We start from the raw sequence: 18,089 nt of genomic DNA on the forward strand, positions 1-18,089 counted from the left end.
TATATAATGAGTGTTTAATTCGTGCAACTTATTTTTTCTGAATTTGCTGTTTTTTCTGGCTGTAGGGAGGTTTTTCAGAACTTCAATGCAGAAACAAGACAGATTTGCGTAAAAACTGTATACTCCTTTACTATGGATAGCATTCAGAAATTTCATTCAGACTTAGAAAAGATAAAAAAATACAATAGAACTTCAGGCGGCCGTTATGACGGAGAAAAAGCCTGCCGTGAAGCTGCAGAACTTCTGGTTCGAGAAAATCCTTCCGTCAGGGAACTGGCAATGGCAGTATCAGATTACTGGCTTAATGCTTATATCCTTTCGTCAGCAGATATTCAGAATGAACCTTCAGACATTCACATGGAAAAGCTTGAAGCCATGCAGGCACTTTTGCAGGGAGATGACCAGACTGATGCTCTTGAAGCGGAAGACTGGAAGGAACTTTGTTCTATAGTAAATGCAGAAGCAGAGGATCTTCCTATGGATCTTTTAAATGACCTTATGGCGGTTTTTCTTGATCACCAGGCATTTTAGTTTTGAATTTTTTACGTTTATAATGAAGGAACCTTATGTGTGATGAATTATATGCAGAATGCCGCCAGTGTCCGAGAAAATGCGGTACTGACCGGCGCAGGAGCAGGGGTTTCTGTACACAGAACGACAGACTGTATGCTGCAAGTGCCTGCCTTCATTTTGGAGAAGAACCTCTTATAACGGTTTTTGGCGGAAGCGGAACTATTTTTTTTACAGGGTGTACGCTGAAGTGTGCTTTCTGCCAGAACTATCAGATAAGCCAGCAGGGAATGGGTGCTGAAGTAAACTGCAGTACCTTTGTTGACATGTGCCTTAAACTGGAAGAAAAAGGGGCTGAAAATATAAATCTTGTTACTCCAAGTCATCATGTGCCGGTCATTGCAGAATATATCGTCGCTGCAAAAAAAGCAGGAGTAAAAATTCCTTTTGCATGGAATTCCAGTGCCTATGAATCTCCGGAAATGCTGGATATGGTAAAAGGTCTGGTGGATATTTATCTGCCTGATTTAAAGACCCTTAATCCGATTATGAGCCGGGAACTTTTTGCCGCAGAAGATTATCCTCAGGCTGCAAAAAAAGCCATCCGCCGTATGATTGAAAATGCACCGCTTAATATAGAAGAAATCAGTAAAAATGGTGAAACAAAAGAAAAAATGCTCTCCGGTGTAATAATACGTCATCTTGTACTTCCTGGAAGAATGGATGATACCCGGCTTGTACTGGACTGGCTTAAAGCTCATGCAGATTCAAAAGCCTGCATTTCTTTGATGAATCAGTATACGCCCGTTCCTTTTACCGGAAGCAGCGGGGAATTGGAAAAACGCAGAAAAGCTCTTGAGGCATTTTCGGACCGCCTTATAAGTAAAGAAGAAGATAAGACCCTTCAGCAGTGGATTGACAGCTATGAATTTGAATATCTGTTTTATCAGGAGTTAAGCGATGATACTTCCTGGCTGCCGGATTTTTCAAGAACACAGCCTTTTTCCAATGCGCTTGCCCGTCCTGTATGGCACTGGGACAAAGGGTTTATAAATGAATGATTATTTGATATAATGGGAGAACGAGGTTTGTTATGAAAGCTATTATTACTGTTGTAGGCGGCGATAAAGTCGGAATCATTGCTAAGGTGTCTGCATTTCTTGCAGCTCATTCAATTAATATTATTGATATTACCCAGACGATTTTAAGCGGTAATTTTGTAATGATGATGATGACTGATTTTGAAAAAGCTGATCTTGACCTTGATTCAGCCCGTAAGGCACTTTGTGAAGACTGTCAGTCTCTGGGCGTAGAAATTAACGTGCTGAATGAAAAAGTATTCAGCGAGATGCACAGAATATAATTCAGGCTTTTTTTATGGCAAAAAAATCAAAGCTCCGTTTTGTATATGATTCTCCTGTAGTATCAACTTTTGTTATAGTCAGTGCACTGCTTTTTGTGACAGATGTTTTTTTTCTGAAAGGTAAGATTGTATCTTCTTTTTTAACCTGCCCGGGAACAAAAAAAAGTGCGGGTTTTGATGCTTTTAATTTTAAATCCGCTTTGGATTACGTGAAGATTTTTACTCATATCTTCGGAAACTCTGCATGGGAAAATCTTTTTGTAAACTTTGCATTCATTCTTGTTTCTGGTCCTGTCTTTGAAGAAAAATACGGTTCAGTTTATATTTTTGTAATGTGCCTTACAGCGGGAATCGTATCCGGCGTACTTAATGCCTGTATGTCTCCTTTTGCATCTACGGGAGCGGCTTCCATCGTCTTTACTATGATTTTTCTTTCAATGATAACTGCATTTTCCAAAAAGACGTTTTCCGTTTCTTCACTCCTGATACTGCTTCTTTATATCGGCTATGAATTTTATTGTGTCATAAAACTTTCGGGCGGTGGCGGATTTAAGGCAGTTCTTCTTGTTCCTGTATGTGGGGATTTGATAGCCGGAATCTGCGGAAGTCTTTTCGGATTTTTTGTCAGTCCTAAAAAGAAAAGTTCTTCAAGTGCAAAAACCGTTCTTCAGGAAAAAGAAAAATATTCAGCTCCTGCTTATTCTTCAGATGAGACTGTTGTGGGAACATTAAACTAGGATTTTATTCCAGGGGATTTACTGATGGCGAATTCAAAATCAAAAGTAAAGAGATTCGGTATTCTTACTAGCGGAGGAGATGCTCCGGGGCTTAATGCTGCAATCCGTGCCGTATGCCGTACTGCAAAAATTCAGTATGGAATGGATGCTGTAGGAATCCGTAACGGTTATCGCGGCCTCATAAACGGTGATATGTTTGATATTACTTCAGATTCTCTTGTGGGACTTCTTACTGAAGGGGGAACCATTCTCGGAACTTCCAGAGAAAAGCCTTTTAAAAATCCTGTTGCTGATTCAAAGGGAAAATTTCCGGTTGACCGCATAAAAGAAAATTATAAGAAACATAAGCTGGATGCTCTTGTGTGTATTGGCGGAAACGGAACAAATACGACGGCCAGTCTTCTTGCAGAGGAAGGGCTTAATGTAATCGGTCTTCCTAAAACCATAGACAATGACATTGTAAAAACGGATATGACTTTTGGCTTTCATACGGCGCTGGATGTGGCAACGGATGCCATTGACAGAATTCATACAACTGCGCATTCTCATTCCCGCATAATGGTTGTGGAGGTAATGGGCCATAAGGCAGGCTGGCTTGGGCTTTATTCAGGAATTGCAGGAGGTGGAGACGTAATTCTTATTCCTGAGATTCCTTATGACATTAATCATGTTGCACAGCGCATTATGGAAAGAAAAAAGGCCGGTAAAAATTTTTCTATTGTTGTTGTTGCAGAAGGGGCAAAGAATAAAGAAGAAGCCCTTATGGATAAAAAGAAATTCAAGAAAGCCAGGGCAGAGATGCCTTACTCAATCGGCTATCGTGTTGCTCATGAACTGGAAGAAGCAACTTCCCTTGAGTCCAGGGTTACTGTTCTGGGTTATCTTCAGCGCGGAGGAACTCCTTCTCCTTATGACAGGCTTCTTGCCACACAGTATGGAACTGCTGCTGCTCATTTTCTTGCTGACGGAGATTTCGGAAAACTGGTTGCCCTTCAGAATTCAAAAATAACAGGGGTTCCGCTTTATGAAATTGCCGGAAAGGTAAAAAACATTCCGCTTGATCATGCAATGATTGAAACTGCGCGGGAACTGGGGACTTGTCTTGGAGACTGAATTTAACTGTCACTTTTGTGACGTGTGTGACGGATACGGCTGTGTAGGACAGATGCCCGGGATGGGTGGTCCTAATGCCAGCAGAAATTTTATTTTAAATTGTGCCGCATGGAAGTCTGTAGGAAAAGGACCTTTTGAACCTGAAGAAATTGAAGTCCGTCTTGCACCTATGACCGGTGCTGTAGAAAATGTAGGCTACTTTGACGAAAAGCAGTTTTACTTTGATCTTGTTGCTTCCTGTGTTGAATCAGGTATAAAAATTACTATCGGAGACGGTACTCCTGATTTTAAATTGTTCTGGGGAATTGAAGCCGTTGAGTTTTATCAGAAGAAGAATCCTTCATTAAAGGCAGGTGTGTTCATAAAGCCTTATCCGGATGAAAAAATTTTTGAGCGCTATGAAAGGGCAATGGGCATAATGGAATTCGGCGGAATCGATATTGACAGCTATAATATCATAACCATGCGCAATCTTGTTCATCTTGAAAAAAAATCCGCATCAGATCTTATTGCATTAAAAAAATTTCTTTCTTCAAAAGGAATTCCCTTTGCCGTAAAGGGAGTTTTTAATTCAGAAGATATTGAAGTGATGGAAGAAGTAAAGCCGGATATTGTTTGTATTTCAAATCATGGCGGAAGGGTTGACGTTCGTCAGGGAAGTACTGCAGAGTTCTTAAAAGAAAATTACAGGCGGTTAAAAAACTGCTGCGGCAGGCTGTGGGTTGACGGAGGAATCCGTACGATGGAAGATGTAAGGACTGCATCGACCTTCGGGGCTGACGGTGTTATGATGGGCCGTCCTTTTGCAACAGCATTGTGTCAGAAAAAATCCTTTTCGGAAGTTTTAAAATAAATTTTTTGAGATTAAAGAGGTGGCTGTATGGTTGATGCTGTTTCAGAAAAAAAATATGTTCTTGCTTTAGATCAGGGAACCACTTCTTCAAGGGCAATTCTTTTTAATCATAATGCAAAGAAAATTTCTTCAAGTCAGCTGGAGATAAAATTATTTTTTCCTAAGAGCGGCTGGGTTGAACAGGACGCACAGGAACTTTTTTTAACTCAGCTTACTGTAATGAAGGAAGCCGTTAATACTTCCAGAATAGATCCTGAAGAAATTGCAGCGGTGGGAATTGCAAATCAGAGAGAAACTGTAATTCTGTGGGATAAAGAAACCGGTGTGCCTGTATATCATGCAATCGTATGGCAGTGCAGGCGTACTGCATCTATGATAGAAGAACTTTCTGCACAGGGAAAATCTGAATTAATCAGAAAAAAAACAGGGCTTATTCCGGATGCGTATTTTTCTGCTACAAAGATAAAATGGATTCTTGATAATGTTGAGGGAGTAAGGCAGAAAGCTGAGCAAGGAAAAATCCTTGCCGGAACTGTTGATACCTGGCTTATCTGGAAACTTACCGGCGGAAAGGTTCATGTTACAGACTGTACTAATGCCAGCCGCACTATGCTTTACAACATACACGAATGCAGGTGGGATGAAGAACTGCTGCAACTGTTTGATATTCCAGAATCCATTCTTCCTCAGGTAAAGGATTCTTCCTGTGTTTACGGCGTGACTGATAAAAGTGTCTGCGGTTTTGAAATTCCTGTAGCTTCGTGTATCGGGGATCAGCAGGCAGCTCTTTTTGGACAGGCATGTTTTGAAGAAGGAAACGTAAAGACTACTTTTGGAACCGGCTGCTTCATGCTGATGAATACCGGTTCTACTCCTATTGATTCAAAAAATAATCTTCTGACTACAATTGCAATCGGTATCGGCGGCAAGGTTGAATATGCTCTTGAAGGAAGCGTTTTTATGGGCGGTGCTGTCGTTAAGTGGCTCCGCGACCAGCTGGGAATAATACGCAGTGCAAGGGAATGTGATGTTCTTGCAGAAAGTGTCTCTGATACGGAAGGGGTTGTAATGGTTCCGGCTTTTACGGGGCTTGGTTCTCCTTACTGGGATCCGTATGCCCGGGGAATGCTCATAGGTCTTACAAGAGGTTCAGGTAAAGCGCATATATGCCGTGCAGCTCTTGAGGGAATTGCCTGTCAGGTTAAGGATGTTCTTGAGGCAATGCGGGATGATTATTCCGGCGGCCTTACGGAAGTAAAGGTAGACGGGGGTGCCTGTGTCAGTGACGTTATGATGCAGTTTCTTTCTGATATTCTTGATATGAGTGTTTTTAGACCTAAAAATGTTGAAACAACTGCTTTAGGTGCAGCCTATTGTGCAGGCCTTGCGGTTAATTTCTGGAAAAGCCGGCAGGAGATTGTAAATAATCTGCAAATTGATAAAATATTTACTTGCGCAATGACTCAGGAGAAACGCAGGGAAATTTATTCCCGGTGGAAGCTTGCAGTTGAACGCAGCCGTGGCTGGGCTAAACAGCCGGACATTTAATAATCGATATAGAAGAGGAAAGTTATGGAAAAAAAAGTTAATCAGAGCATCAATTACAAAATTGCTATGACCGGTGTGTTCGGAGCACTCAGTGTCGTACTCTCAGTTACTCCTTTGGGATACATTCAGATTCCTTTCATTTCAATTACTGTAATGCATATTCCTGCAATTCTTGCAGCAATTACGGCAGGTCTCATTCCCGGAATGTGTGTAGGTCTTATTTTCGGTATTACCAGTCTTCTCCGTACAGTAATTACCGGCGGTGGAGCAAATCCTTTCTTCCTTAATCCGATGGTAAGCATTGTTCCGCGCATTCTTTTCCCTGCAGCAGCCTGGCTTGTGTATAATCTGCTGGGCAGATTCAGCAGATTCCCTTCAGGTTTAAGAGGTGCTTTTGCAGCTGCAACCGGTACTTTGTTCAATACCCTGCTTGTTATGGGTGCAATCTACATCTTCTACGGAAAAACTCTTGTAGAAGGAATGGCACAGACTTTTGAAAAATTTGGATTCCATTTCAGCATTACGGGACTTAAAGGTTATCTTGCAGTTATTGCCGTTATGGAAATGACAAACGGGCTCTGGGAAATTCTTGGTGCAGTAATCATTACGGTTGCCGTAATGGGAGCAATGCATGCTTCATCAAAAGCAAGATCAAGACTGTCACAGATTGAAAGTGATGATTATGATGACTATGACGATATTGATGATGACGACATTGACGAAGAACTTAATGAAACTGAATTAGATTCGGAGAATTAATTTTATATGAACATTATGATTGTTGGCGCCGGCTTTACCGGTATTCAGCTTGCCAGACGTCTTATTAACGAAAAGAACACTGTTACTCTCATCGATAATGATGCGGATGTAGTAAGTCATGCAAGCAATCGTCTTGACTGTGCAGTCTATGAAGCAGACGGCAACAATCTTGAAAATCTTGAGGAACTGGGGCTTTCTAAAATTGATGCTCTGGTTACCGTTACATCCAGCGATGAGATTAACATGATAACCTGTTCGCTGGTTGATGCAGTTTATCCGGATATTTTAAAAATTGCCCGCGTAAGGAATTATGCTTATTACGTAAACAAAACTTCTGCCACGGAACATCATGCAGAAACTTTTTCTGGCAAGCATCGTCCTCTTTACGGAATTGATTTCATGATTCATCCTGACGTTGAGGCTGCCCGTGCGATTGTAAGTGCTGTAGAGCATGGAGCTGTTACGGATGTTGTTTCTTTTGGAAAGGATGAAGAGTTTGAACTTAGTGCCATCCAGATAGAAAAAGAAAGTTCGCTTGACGGTATGGCTTTGAGAAACATACGTAATATTACAGAAAAAAAAGTTATAGTAGTTTACGTAGAAACAGAAGAAGGAGCTTCCCTTCCTGCAGGAGATACGGTTCTTCATGCAGGAGACAGAATCGGTGTGCTTAGTGCCCGTGATGATGTAAAGAGTGTTCTTGAAATCTGCGGAACGAAAATTGAAACATTAAAGAAAATAGCTCTTGTTGGTGCCGGAAGAATCGGAACTATTGTTGCAGATCACATTGTCCAGCATGGAAAGAATTCGGTCTTAAAGAAACTGTTTGGAGGTGTCCGCAACTTCAGTCAGGATTTTGTAATCATTGATACTGATAAGGAAGCCTGCAAGGCTGCAAGCGAGCGTTATCCTAAGGCTAAGGTTTTCTGTGGTGATGCAACGGATGAGAGTTTCATTCAGGAAGAACAGATAGGAAAATTTAATCTGGTTATAAGTGCAACCCACAATCATGAAATGAATATGGTTATCTGTGCTTATCTTGAAAGTCTTGGTGTTGAAAAATCTATAGCACTTGTTTCTCATTCAGGATTTATTCCGATTACAAGAAAACTTGGTGTAGAAGTTGCCGTTCCTCTCAGGGATACAGTAGTTGATTCCATCATGAGTCATCTCAGGGGTAAGAGCGTTACTGGCATTCATACAATATGTAATGGTGAACTTGAAATTGTTGAGTGTGATCTTAATTCAAAAAGTTCAGTGAACGGAAAAACTCTTAAAGATGTTGCCATGCCTGGTGAATATCTTATGCTTCTTGTAAAGAAAAACGGTTCGGAAATGTATGAACTTCCTCACGGTGATACAGTATTTGCTGCCGGAGATCATCTTGTACTTGCAGTAAAATCAGGAAACAAAAGGGTTCTTGAAAAGTTCAGCGGAGAGTAAAATATGACTTTTACGGTTGTACGGATTATTTTTATAATTCTTGGAATTACAGGAATTACTTTTTCTGTTCCCCTTACTGCAGCTTATTTTCTTGGAGAATATTCGGTAATACCTTCTTTTCTTATTCCAATGGCAGTAAGTATTTTACTTGGAATTTTTTTTATGTATTCCGGTAAAAGTAAAAAATCTTATTTAAGCACAAGGGCCGGATTTATTGTTGTTGCTTTTTCCTGGATTGCAGTCAGCCTCTTTGGTGCACTTCCTCTTTTTCTCAGCGGAAGTATTCCGAGTTTTACAGATGCGTTTTTTGAAAGTGCAAGCGGTTTTTCTACTACCGGAGCAACGATTATTGATGATGTAGAAAGCCTTCCCCGCAGCATTAATTTATGGAGATGTCAGACTCACTGGCTGGGTGGAATGGGAATTGTAGCCCTTACGGTTGCTCTTCTTCCGATTTTAGGTGTGGGTGGATTTCAGCTTATAAAGGCAGAAACTACCGGACCAGAAAAAGGAAAGCTTACTTCTAAAATAACTGATACTGCAAAGGTTCTCTGGTTTATTTATTTTGGAATGACAATGATTGAATTTGTTCTTCTTAAATTTGCGGGAATGGATTTAATCGACGCTTTAAGTCATGCATTTTCTACTTTGGGAACCGGAGGTTTTTCTACAAAAAATTCCAGCATAGGCTACTATAACAGTCTCAGTATTGAAGTTATATGTTCTGTGTTTATGTTTTTAAGCGGTATAAACTTTTCTCTTTATTATTTTGGATTTACCGGAAAACTTTCTGATGTAAAGGATAATACGGAATTTAAGGTTTATGTTTCGCTGTGTCTGTCTGCGATTCTGCTTGTTACATTTGTTCAGATAAAAAACTACGGCGGCTTTTTAACGTCGTTAAGGTATTCAAGTTTTCAGACACTCTCCATTGTTTCTACTACAGGCTTTTCTACTGCTGATTTTACTTTATGGGCACCTGCTGCTCAGACAGTTTTATTCATACTGTTTTTTACGGGTGGTTCCTCAGGTTCTACTTCCGGTGGCGTAAAGGTTATCCGCTGGGTCGTTCTCTTTAAGCAGCTTAAAAATGAAATCCTTAAAATGCTTCACCCTCACGGAATTTTTACTATCCGGATTAATAAGAGGGCGGGGCGCAAAGACGTGGTTTTTTCAGTTGCTGCGTTCTTTATGTGTTTTGCCATGATTGTTGCCTTTACTACTTTTTTTGGAGCCTTATTCGGTCTGGATGTATTTTCTTCTTTTACCGGTGCTCTTTCCATGGCCGGCAATATTGGTCCGGGATTTAATCAGCTTGGACCTTCCCATACATTTTCTTTTTTGCCTGCAGCAGTAAAATGGTGGTATTCATTTGTAATGATGGCAGGACGTCTTGAATTTTTTACAATGATGATTTTCTTTGCTCCTGCTTTCTGGAAGCGTTAATTATATTCATATAACCTGCTGTAAAAAAAACGGGCTGCCGGATGTTTTTATCAGGCAGCCCGCTGTTTTTATAAACCAGGTATTTTACATTACAACATTAACGGTAATATTTTTAATCTGTCCCGTTCTGTTGAAAAGAAGTTTTGTAATATCTTCTGAAAGTGTATCAGAAGCAATGTTTTCAGAACTTCCGTCCGTAAAGTTAACGGTTATTTCTGCAGAAGATGAAAGTATGTATTTAATGTTCACTCCGCACCAGGTAAAGCTTAAAGTCTTGTCCTCAAGGAATTCTTCCTTATCGAGAATCTGAGGCTTGAAGCTTACTTTACCGTCTGCAATAGAAACTCCCAGTTCACCCCAGCGGGTAAGTACTTCTTCTTTTACCTGTCCTGTCATTCCAGGCTGTTTTGCTCCCTGAAGATAAGGAGTATGGCTGTAAGGGTCTGACGGGAAGGCTCCGTAAAGTTCCGGCGTTTTATTGAAGCTCAGGCCGTTTCTTACATCGTAATATGCATCGCGCAAAGCTTTTGCATTTTTATCATTTGATGCATAGGCTTTAAGGGCTGCTTCCTGAACTGCAAGAAGAAGTTTAGAAACCATGTGCCAGTAAATGCTTCCAAGGCCTTCGTAAGCATAGAAGGTTCCTGAACGTCCCGTAAAATTCTGGTGGTTGAATTTCTTTTCGTAAAGTGCAAGAAGAATTTCTTTTTCCTGAGCTGACGGACGCTTTGAAGAAGGAAGGGATGCAAATGCATCTTCCATGAGACGTGCATTGTGGAATTCTGCATTGAAGTGCCAGGTTCCGTTAATGTCTTTTTCAAGAATTGCAGAACCTGTTTTTTCAAGGAACTTTTCCAGTCCTGCAGTTTCTTTTTCTTCGATGTTGTTTTTATCAAGGAAATCAGGAAGAGTGTTGTTTGGATAAAGAATGTAAGAGTTCTGTCTCTTTTCATAGATAGGGCTCTTTTTAAGTGCCTTGAGAAGATCCAGTGTTTCATCAGAAGAAAGAAGATCCGAAGAAAGAACTGCTACCTGTCCTTCAAGCATTTCCTGAAGATATACAATTTCCATTTTTGATTCAGAAATCTTCATTGTGTTGTAAGCATGATACAGACCGTCACTGCGGCGGTTTGCATGAATGCTTGCCTTAACCATTTTCTGGAATGCTTCAAGAGATTCGATAATCTGCTGTCTTGTAATTTCTGAGAATCCTTCGTTGTATCCTTCTGTGTAGAATGCATTGCGTTCTGCTTCAAAAAGAAGTCCGGCTTTGTCAGTAAAGCATTTTCTTTCTTCATCGCTCTTAACTGCTTTATCAGCATCAGTTGTTTTGTAGAGTGTGCTGAGGGCAGTAAAGCAGTCATACTGAACTTTTGGAAGGGTGAATTTCTCTATTGATGTTTTTGAGTACATGCTGATGAGGAATGAGAGCATTCTGTTAAGGTAACAGAGAGTTACTACAGAAAGTCCGTAACCTGCAAGAGCGTTGTTTGCGTCGTTCCATTCAGGACGCTGTGTATTCATCCAGATACCGCCCCCTGGAACAAGGTTTGCAGTTTTAGCAATTACAATCTGAAGTATTTTTGCTGTAAGGCTGATGAGGGAAACTTCTCCGTTAATGCTGCGGATGAGTTTTGCATCTGTTCCGTAAGTACGGCTTTCTTTTACAAGGCGGTCGCTGAGTTCTTTCTGGAAGCTTATGGATGCACGAGGGTCGCGGCAGATTTCTGCATAACTCTTAAGGTGATACGGAATGTTTGCGCTTGAGTAAATTGATTCATCAAGAGAAGAGAGAAGGGAAGCACTGTCGGTTTTTTCCCAAAGTTCAAGAAGTTTTTCAAAATAAATTACCTGATGATCACCCCAGTAACCGAACTGAGCCCACGGATTGTTTGGTTCCGGACATTCCCAGTCGATACCGTCCCTGCTGATTCTGTAAGGATTGAATCCTTCTGCTGTCATTGCATTGAGGAATTTTGCTGCCATGTTTTTTATGTAGGCAGGGTAACTCATTGCAAGAGCTTCCCAGTTCTGGAAAATATCGCGCCAGTTTCCTTCGTAGTTAAGGATTGGATTTCCGCTGTCGTCATTGAGCTTGATGTTGAATCTGTTCCATGGACGGCTCGGGTCTCCGTGACGGCGGCTGAATATTATCGGCATGTATTCAAGGTAGAGTCTTGAAAGCTGAGGATTATTTGCAGCCGTTATTTTTTCGAGAATGACTTCTTTAGAAACTGAATAGCTGTCTTTTATTTCTTCAAGGGCTTTTTCTGCTGCACACAGTTCACCCTGGTTTCTTGTTCCGATGAATTTAAGAAGGTCAGGTACGTTGATTTTTCCTGAATCTGCAAAGAAGCCTCCGCGCATTATGTTGAACATTACGTTTGCACGGTGGTGAACGCAGGTCATGGTTTTTGCCGTATCCTGAAGACCGTCTGCTTCTGAAATGTACTGAGTCATGAGGCGGTCTGTGTCTTCAATGTCTTTTTCAAGAGAAGCTGCGGCTGACTTTTTATCAGAGATTTCTTTTCTGAGGACGGCAATTCTTGAGGCAGTAAGGAATGTGTCAAATACCTGGTGCCAGGATTCATTTTTACCTGCTTCAAGTTCAACAGTTTTTGCAATGAAGCAGGAAGGGCGTTTACCTTTAAGAACGGTTTCTTTAGTAAGGTTCTTTACATTTCCGTCATTTTCAAAAAATTCTTCATAGTTTTTAGGATCAAGATATACTTCATCATCAGTGGTGAACCATGAAACGTTTGCAATGAGGTTTTCACTTGGTTCTGCTTTATCTGTAAGAACTGATGAAAGTGTGAACATGGAAAGTTTTGTTTTCTGATCCAGGTCTGTTTTTTTATAGGCATCAAGAAGAACGCTGCTTCCGTTCTGAAGTGCATTATCAATGCTTGCCGGAAGAATGTTGCGGCATCCGTCAAGAATTGTAAGGGAAACCTTTTTATTTGAGAGGTTTGATATGATGCTGGATTTTACAAGACCGTATTTTGCAGATGAAGTCCATCCGTAGCGGAATGCAAGGCCAAGTTTTTCATTGATTTCTTCAAACCAGACTTTTGTTCCGTTGGCATTCTTATAGATGTTTCTTGTGATTGAAGAATCATTTCTGTCTTTAAAATCATTGTTTGAAAGCAGCGAGCCGAAAGGTTCCCATATTATGGTTGAACCGGATTCTTTTACGGCTATGGCTGTTGCCGGACCGGTTACAAGCTTTGCATCACTTACTTTGTCTGCTGTGTAATAAGGAAATACTGCATGATCGCAGTCACGGCGTCCTGCCGTAATTCCACCTTTAGACCAGCAGAAGTTCCAGACGTCACAGGAACTTGTGATTGTCATAAAGAAATCTTCCATGCAGTCATAGTTCTCGATTTTGTAGAACTGCTGTCCGTCCAGATTTACAAAGCTGCCCTTTACTTCTTTTTTCATAATACGTCTCCGCAAAAATTATGGTCATGCCTTTATTTTCAGGCCCTAGTATAGAAAATAAGATATGAATATATAACTGTCAATTTTCATTTTGGCGTAAACCGAAAATTTGAAACCAATCTGAAAACCTGCTTCCTACCTTTATGACAGATGCGGGAATATACTCGATGATGTAAAGAGGCTCAAAATGGAAAAAGTACAGACAGAAGTAAAATTAAAATCACCTCTCAGAAAGCGCACTTTCTGGAAAAGGCTGCAGGATGAATCATACCTTCAGCTTATGGCATGGCTGGGTATTATCTGGATGCTTGTATTTAACTATGCACCGATGTACGGTCTTTTAGTTGCGTTCAAAAGTCGCTATATGCCGACAACGCCTTTGTTCAGCTCTGAATTCCTCAGTCTGCCCTGGGCAAAAAACGGTGGTTTTGAACACTTCATTGCTTTCTTTAAGGATGAAGAATTCAAGAATGTAATGCTTAATACTCTTGGAATCAGTATCCTTAAACTGTGTATCTGTTTTCCGCTTCCTATTTTCTTTGCTATTCTTCTTAATGAAGTACGCAATCCTAAATTCAAGAAAACCGTTCAGACAATTTCTTACCTTCCGCACTTCCTTTCATGGGTAGTATTGGGCGGTATCCTTACTAACTGGATGGATGTACAGGGACTTTTCAATCAGCTCCTCATGAATATGGGACTTCTTAAAGAGCCTGTTTATTTTCTTGCTGAACCAAAATATTTCTGGGGAATTGTTGTTCTTTCAGATCTCTGGAAGGAAATCGGCTGGTCTGCAATTATTTATCTTGCTGCAATTTCCGGTATTGATCAGGAAATGTATGAAGCTGCAGAAGTTGACGGGGCAGGACGCCTCCGCCAGATTTTCTCCATTACGCTTCCTTCTATAAAAGGTACTATCGTAATTATGTTCATTCTTGCTGTCGGTGGACTTCTTAATTCAAACTTTGATCAGATTTTTGTTTTGAGAAATCCTCTTAATGACGTGCGCAGTAACGTAATTGATATATATACTTATAAAATCGGTCTTGGAACAATTGGACGTCTTTCATACGCTTCGGCTGTTGGACTTTTCAAATCTGTAGTTGCATTCATTCTTCTGTTCATTGCAAATAATGTTACTAAGAAGCTGAATGATACTTCATTGTTCTAATAAAGGGGAATAAAAATGGGAAGATTAAAGAGAAAGACTGCAGGTGATTACGTAATAAACGGTATAATGCTTGCTATATGTTTTATTTCATTGTATCCGGTATGGTATACGCTCATCCTTTCATTTAATGATGCTCAGGATGCTGTAAAAGGTGGAATTTATTTTCTTCCGAGAAAACTTTCCCTTGAAAGCTACAGACAGGTATTCCAGGATAATACTATCGTTACTGCATTTATAGTAACGATTTTAAGGACTGTTATTGGTACTGTCATCAGTGTTTTCTTTACTGCTATGGTAGGTTATTCCTTCTCAAAAAAGAATATTATGGGAAACCGCTTCTATATGATTTTCGGAACGATTACAATGTTCTTCGGAGGCGGACTTATTCCTACATTCATTCTTTTTAAGAATATCGGACTTTATGATAACTTTCTGGTTTACATTATTCCGAGTATGTTTAACTTCTATAATATGATTATTTTTATGTCATTCTTCCGTGAACTTCCGGCAGGTCTTGAAGAAAGTGCCAAGCTTGACGGAGCAAATGACGTAAAGATATTTGTACGGATTATTATTCCGCTTTCTATGCCTGTAATTGCAACCATAGCATTGTTTAACGGTGTATGGCAGTGGAATGATTATTTTACCGGCGTTATTTATATTAACGATGCCAGCCTTCAGCCTATTCAGACATATCTGTACAGACTTGTAGCTTCTGCAAGTGCTGCTACAAAAGCAGTTTCTGTTGCCGGTGGTGTAGGAACGAGTGGAGCTCAGATCAGTTCACAGTCACTCCGCCTTGCAACCATGGTAGTAACAACATTGCCGATTGTCTGTGTATACCCGTTCCTTCAGCGTTACTTCGTAAAAGGAATGCTGATCGGAAGTATTAAAGGGTAATTGCGCAAGCAATTACGCCGTAGTGTAGCACACGAATTCGACGAAGGAGAAAAAGTGTGCGGAACGCAGGCCGGGCTGAAAGCAATTGCGAAGGCAGGGCTGAAAGCAATTGCGCAGGAAATAAAATTATCAGATATTTTATATGGAGGAGATTATGAAAAAACTTTCAAGAGTTGTATTAGGATCGGTTTGTACAGTTCTTGCTGCTGCCGCTCTTTTGACCGGCTGCAAAAAAGATGAATCGAAAGTCGTTGCCGGTGATGAAAACACTCCTGGCTGGAGCATTCCGGAAAACGTAAAACAGAAGGTTAAGTTTGACTGGTATGTAAACTTCAGCTGGTTTGCACGTCACTGGGGTGATTCAAAAGTATCAAAGTACATTACAGAGAAAACTGGTGTAGACATTAACTTTATTGTTCCTGCAGGTAATGAAGCAGAAAAACTTAATACAATGATTGCAGGTGATGTACTTCCGGATCTCATTACCCTCGGATGGTATGAAGGTCAGGTTCCTCTGATGATTGATTCCGGTTATGTATGTGCCCTTGATGAACTTGCAGAACAGTATGATCCATACTTCTTTAAGGCAGCAAATGCACAGAAACTTAACTGGTACCGCCAGAAAGACGGACATGTATATGGTTATCCTAACGCATCATTCACACCAAGTGATTATGAAAAATATGCAGGAAAACTTACATCAAACGAAACATTCCTTGTAAGAAAAGATCTTTATGAAACTCTCGGACGTCCAGACATGTCTACTCCGGAAGGATTCCTTAAAGCACTTCGCAATGCAAAGGCTATGTTCCCTAAAGTAAACGGACAGAATCTTATTCCGTTCGGAACTACAGAATTCTCTGACGTAGGATGTTCACAGCTTCAGGCAACACTTGCACATTTCCTTGCAATCAGTCCTGAAGAAGACGGAAAGTATGTAGACGTAAACCTCGGTCTTACAGAAAATCCTGAATACCTCAGATGGCTTAAAGTTCTCCGCACAGCTTATCAGGAAAAACTTTTGACAAAAGAAATGTTCATTGACAAACGTTCTCAGATTGAAGAAAAGGCATCTAACGGACGTTACTTCTGTATGCTTTACCAGAACTGGGATATGCAGACAGCACAGAACACTCTTTATGCTAATGACCCTGATTCAATTTATATTGCTGTTCCTGGTCCTAAGAACTCTAAGGGAGATGATCCTGTTCTTGCCGGCGGTGGAATTTCCGGATGGACAATCACTATGATTTCCAAGAAGTGTAAGGATAAGGGTAAGGCAATTCAGTTCCTGACATATCTTATCAGTGAAGAAGGACAGATGGATACAAACTTTGGTATTCAGGGAGAAACCTGGGAATATGACGCAAACGGTGTTCCATATCTTCTTCCGGAAATCAGGGCTCTGGACTCAGAAAACAAAAACCGTCAGGAAACAGAAATCGGCGTTCAGTATACATACTGGATGCTTATGGATACAGCATGGCAGACTCAGTTCCCTGTTGAATATGCACCTTCTTTAGGTCAGCCTCAGCTCTGGACTGTCCCATACGTACATTCTTATGCAGTATATGACGGTCTTACAATTCCAAGCGGATCTGATGAAGATTTGATTTATGCAGACATTCAGCGTAAGTGGGGTAAGGTTCTTCCTGATCTCATTCAGGCCCGCAGTGATGAAGAGTTTGATGAAATCGTAGCAGAATTCAATGCTTACAAGCGCAGTAAGGGAATTGATAAGGTTCAGAAACTTCAGACAAAACTTATGAACGAAAACAAGCTTAAGCTTCGCTGATGAAGTTGTCTGGTAAATAAAAAAAATCGCGGTAGATTGACGAAGAATCATTGAAGTGATCTTCTGAAGTGCGCTTCACTTCATCTGCCGCGTTTTTTTTTCGAAAATTCGACTTCCAAAAAAAATACACTAATTCCGAAAATCAGCCTACTTGTGAATGAGTTCAAGGGATTAGAGAATTAGGCTAAGAAAAAATCATGGGGGAAAAATGAAAAAACTTTTGAAAATGTTACCTGCAGCAGTTTCATGTTTTGCTTTGTTTTCACTGACTTCATGTCTTACTGTGAATGCAAAAAAAACAGTGGAACTTCCTAAAAAGATTCAGGCTGAACTTAACGGTCAGACTGTAAAGGTAGAAAAAGAAGCTCTTTCTTATTTCTATTATTCAACAGAAAGTCTTCCTGTAATTGACGGAAACTTTTCTGAATGGTCAGGACTTAGCGGTGTTCACTCACGTCAGCAGGTTTATGGCGGAAGGTTTGATCCGAAAAATGCAGACGGCTTCTTTGTTGCACGTACTGACGGTGAGAATCTTTATATCTATGCTGATGTTACTGATAATGATGCACGCATTAACGAATATGAAGTTCCTCAGGCATGGCGCGGTGACGGTGTTGAATTCTTCTTCGGAACAGATACAGGAAAGCACACTGCATTTAAAGAAACAGATGCACGTGTAAGAATCGTTCCACGCAGCACAAGCGATATTTTTGATGTTGCAATCGGTCTTAACGATGCTCCTATCGTAAGTTCAGACATTCAGACTGCAGTTGTGTTTAACTCAAACGGATATAAGGTTGAAGCAAAGTTTCCTCTCAGCCTTGTAGGAGGAAAAACACTCAAGCTCAAGCAGAAGGCTCGTGTTGACTTCCAGGTTAACGATGCTGACGGAGGAAAAGAAAGAACAGGACTTCTTCACTGGAACAGTCCTAATGACAATACTTATGCAGACCCTTCTTCCTGGGGTAATGCACAGGTAGTACAGCTTCCATAAGCGTGCTTTAGTT

15 protein-coding genes are annotated in these 18,089 nt (G+C 40.6%); 14 read left to right on the top strand and 1 reads right to left on the bottom strand.

Annotated elements, in window-relative coordinates; translation table 11 throughout:
• Positions 1–132: 132 nt before the first annotated feature.
• The 10 genes from HNP77_RS00730 to HNP77_RS00775 are packed head-to-tail and all read left to right on the top strand — an operon-like array spanning position 133 to position 9,772.
• A complete protein-coding gene (locus HNP77_RS00730) occupies positions 133–531 on the top strand; it encodes a hypothetical protein (protein ID WP_184651248.1) in 399 nt (132 codons plus the stop codon).
• Between the two features lie 35 nt (positions 532–566).
• Complete coding sequence (locus HNP77_RS00735) at positions 567–1,571, top strand: radical SAM protein (RefSeq protein ID WP_184651249.1); 1,005 nt, start codon at positions 567–569, stop codon at positions 1,569–1,571.
• Between the two features lie 32 nt (positions 1,572–1,603).
• Positions 1,604–1,873: an ACT domain-containing protein gene (locus HNP77_RS00740; protein WP_184651250.1), complete on the top strand. Its 270-nt coding sequence runs from the start codon at positions 1,604–1,606 to the stop codon at positions 1,871–1,873.
• Positions 1,874–1,887: 14 nt separating this feature from the next.
• Complete coding sequence (locus tag HNP77_RS00745; RefSeq protein ID WP_184651251.1) at positions 1,888–2,610, top strand: rhomboid family intramembrane serine protease; 723 nt, start codon at positions 1,888–1,890, stop codon at positions 2,608–2,610.
• Positions 2,611–2,634: 24 nt separating this feature from the next.
• Positions 2,635–3,723 carry a 6-phosphofructokinase gene (locus HNP77_RS00750; protein ID WP_184651252.1) on the top strand — a complete coding sequence of 363 codons (1,089 nt, stop codon included), beginning with the start codon at positions 2,635–2,637 and terminating at the stop codon, positions 3,721–3,723.
• Positions 3,713–4,576, top strand: a complete 864-nt coding sequence (locus tag HNP77_RS00755) for an alpha-hydroxy-acid oxidizing protein (RefSeq protein WP_246428832.1) — start codon at positions 3,713–3,715, stop codon at positions 4,574–4,576. Before HNP77_RS00750 ends, HNP77_RS00755 begins: the two co-directional genes overlap by 11 nt.
• Positions 4,577–4,603: 27 nt before the next feature.
• Complete coding sequence (gene glpK / locus HNP77_RS00760; protein ID WP_184651253.1) at positions 4,604–6,124, top strand: glycerol kinase GlpK; 1,521 nt, start codon at positions 4,604–4,606, stop codon at positions 6,122–6,124.
• Between the two features lie 24 nt (positions 6,125–6,148).
• Positions 6,149–6,883: an ECF transporter S component gene (locus HNP77_RS00765; RefSeq protein WP_184651254.1), complete on the top strand. Its 735-nt coding sequence runs from the start codon at positions 6,149–6,151 to the stop codon at positions 6,881–6,883.
• A 6-nt stretch (positions 6,884–6,889) separates the two neighbouring features.
• Positions 6,890–8,326 carry an NAD-binding protein gene (locus tag HNP77_RS00770; protein WP_184651255.1) on the top strand — a complete coding sequence of 479 codons (1,437 nt, stop codon included), beginning with the start codon at positions 6,890–6,892 and terminating at the stop codon, positions 8,324–8,326.
• A 3-nt stretch (positions 8,327–8,329) separates the two neighbouring features.
• On the top strand, positions 8,330–9,772 hold the full coding sequence (locus HNP77_RS00775; protein ID WP_184651256.1) for a TrkH family potassium uptake protein: 1,443 nt from the start codon (positions 8,330–8,332) through the stop codon (positions 9,770–9,772).
• Positions 9,773–9,856: 84 nt separating this feature from the next.
• Here HNP77_RS00775 and HNP77_RS00780 read toward each other — a convergent pair whose 3' ends face one another.
• On the bottom strand, positions 9,857–13,216 hold the full coding sequence (locus HNP77_RS00780) for a hypothetical protein (RefSeq protein ID WP_184651257.1): 3,360 nt from the start codon (positions 13,214–13,216) through the stop codon (positions 9,857–9,859).
• Between the two features lie 187 nt (positions 13,217–13,403).
• Between HNP77_RS00780 and HNP77_RS00785 the strand changes: the two genes are divergently transcribed.
• The 4 genes from HNP77_RS00785 to HNP77_RS00800 all read left to right on the top strand — a co-directional run bounded on the left by HNP77_RS00785 (position 13,404) and on the right by HNP77_RS00800 (position 18,076).
• On the top strand, positions 13,404–14,387 hold the full coding sequence (locus HNP77_RS00785; RefSeq protein WP_184651258.1) for an ABC transporter permease: 984 nt from the start codon (positions 13,404–13,406) through the stop codon (positions 14,385–14,387).
• Between the two features lie 15 nt (positions 14,388–14,402).
• On the top strand, positions 14,403–15,287 hold the full coding sequence (locus HNP77_RS00790; protein ID WP_184651259.1) for a carbohydrate ABC transporter permease: 885 nt from the start codon (positions 14,403–14,405) through the stop codon (positions 15,285–15,287).
• A 154-nt stretch (positions 15,288–15,441) separates the two neighbouring features.
• The gene (locus HNP77_RS00795; RefSeq protein WP_184651260.1) at positions 15,442–17,082 is read left to right on the top strand and encodes an extracellular solute-binding protein; all 1,641 of its coding nucleotides are present in this window, start codon (positions 15,442–15,444) and stop codon (positions 17,080–17,082) included.
• A 208-nt stretch (positions 17,083–17,290) separates the two neighbouring features.
• The gene (locus HNP77_RS00800; RefSeq protein WP_184651261.1) at positions 17,291–18,076 is read left to right on the top strand and encodes a sugar-binding protein; all 786 of its coding nucleotides are present in this window, start codon (positions 17,291–17,293) and stop codon (positions 18,074–18,076) included.
• Positions 18,077–18,089: the final 13 nt, after the last annotated feature.

Source organism: Treponema rectale (assembly GCF_014202035.1).
In the GTDB taxonomy this organism is placed as follows: Bacteria; Spirochaetota; Spirochaetia; order Treponematales; family Treponemataceae; genus Treponema_D; species Treponema_D rectale.

Coding starts and splice junctions, on each gene's coding strand:
- HNP77_RS00730 (WP_184651248.1), top strand. CDS start 133: ATGGATAGCATTCAGAAATTTCATTCAGACTTAGAAAAGATAAAAAAA.
- HNP77_RS00735 (WP_184651249.1), top strand. CDS start 567: ATGTGTGATGAATTATATGCAGAATGCCGCCAGTGTCCGAGAAAATGC.
- HNP77_RS00740 (WP_184651250.1), top strand. CDS start 1,604: ATGAAAGCTATTATTACTGTTGTAGGCGGCGATAAAGTCGGAATCATT.
- HNP77_RS00745 (WP_184651251.1), top strand. CDS start 1,888: ATGGCAAAAAAATCAAAGCTCCGTTTTGTATATGATTCTCCTGTAGTA.
- HNP77_RS00750 (WP_184651252.1), top strand. CDS start 2,635: ATGGCGAATTCAAAATCAAAAGTAAAGAGATTCGGTATTCTTACTAGC.
- glpK (WP_184651253.1), top strand. CDS start 4,604: ATGGTTGATGCTGTTTCAGAAAAAAAATATGTTCTTGCTTTAGATCAG.
- HNP77_RS00765 (WP_184651254.1), top strand. CDS start 6,149: ATGGAAAAAAAAGTTAATCAGAGCATCAATTACAAAATTGCTATGACC.
- HNP77_RS00770 (WP_184651255.1), top strand. CDS start 6,890: ATGAACATTATGATTGTTGGCGCCGGCTTTACCGGTATTCAGCTTGCC.
- HNP77_RS00775 (WP_184651256.1), top strand. CDS start 8,330: ATGACTTTTACGGTTGTACGGATTATTTTTATAATTCTTGGAATTACA.
- HNP77_RS00780 (WP_184651257.1), bottom strand. CDS start 13,216: ATGAAAAAAGAAGTAAAGGGCAGCTTTGTAAATCTGGACGGACAGCAG.
- HNP77_RS00785 (WP_184651258.1), top strand. CDS start 13,404: ATGGAAAAAGTACAGACAGAAGTAAAATTAAAATCACCTCTCAGAAAG.
- HNP77_RS00790 (WP_184651259.1), top strand. CDS start 14,403: ATGGGAAGATTAAAGAGAAAGACTGCAGGTGATTACGTAATAAACGGT.
- HNP77_RS00795 (WP_184651260.1), top strand. CDS start 15,442: ATGAAAAAACTTTCAAGAGTTGTATTAGGATCGGTTTGTACAGTTCTT.
- HNP77_RS00800 (WP_184651261.1), top strand. CDS start 17,291: ATGAAAAAACTTTTGAAAATGTTACCTGCAGCAGTTTCATGTTTTGCT.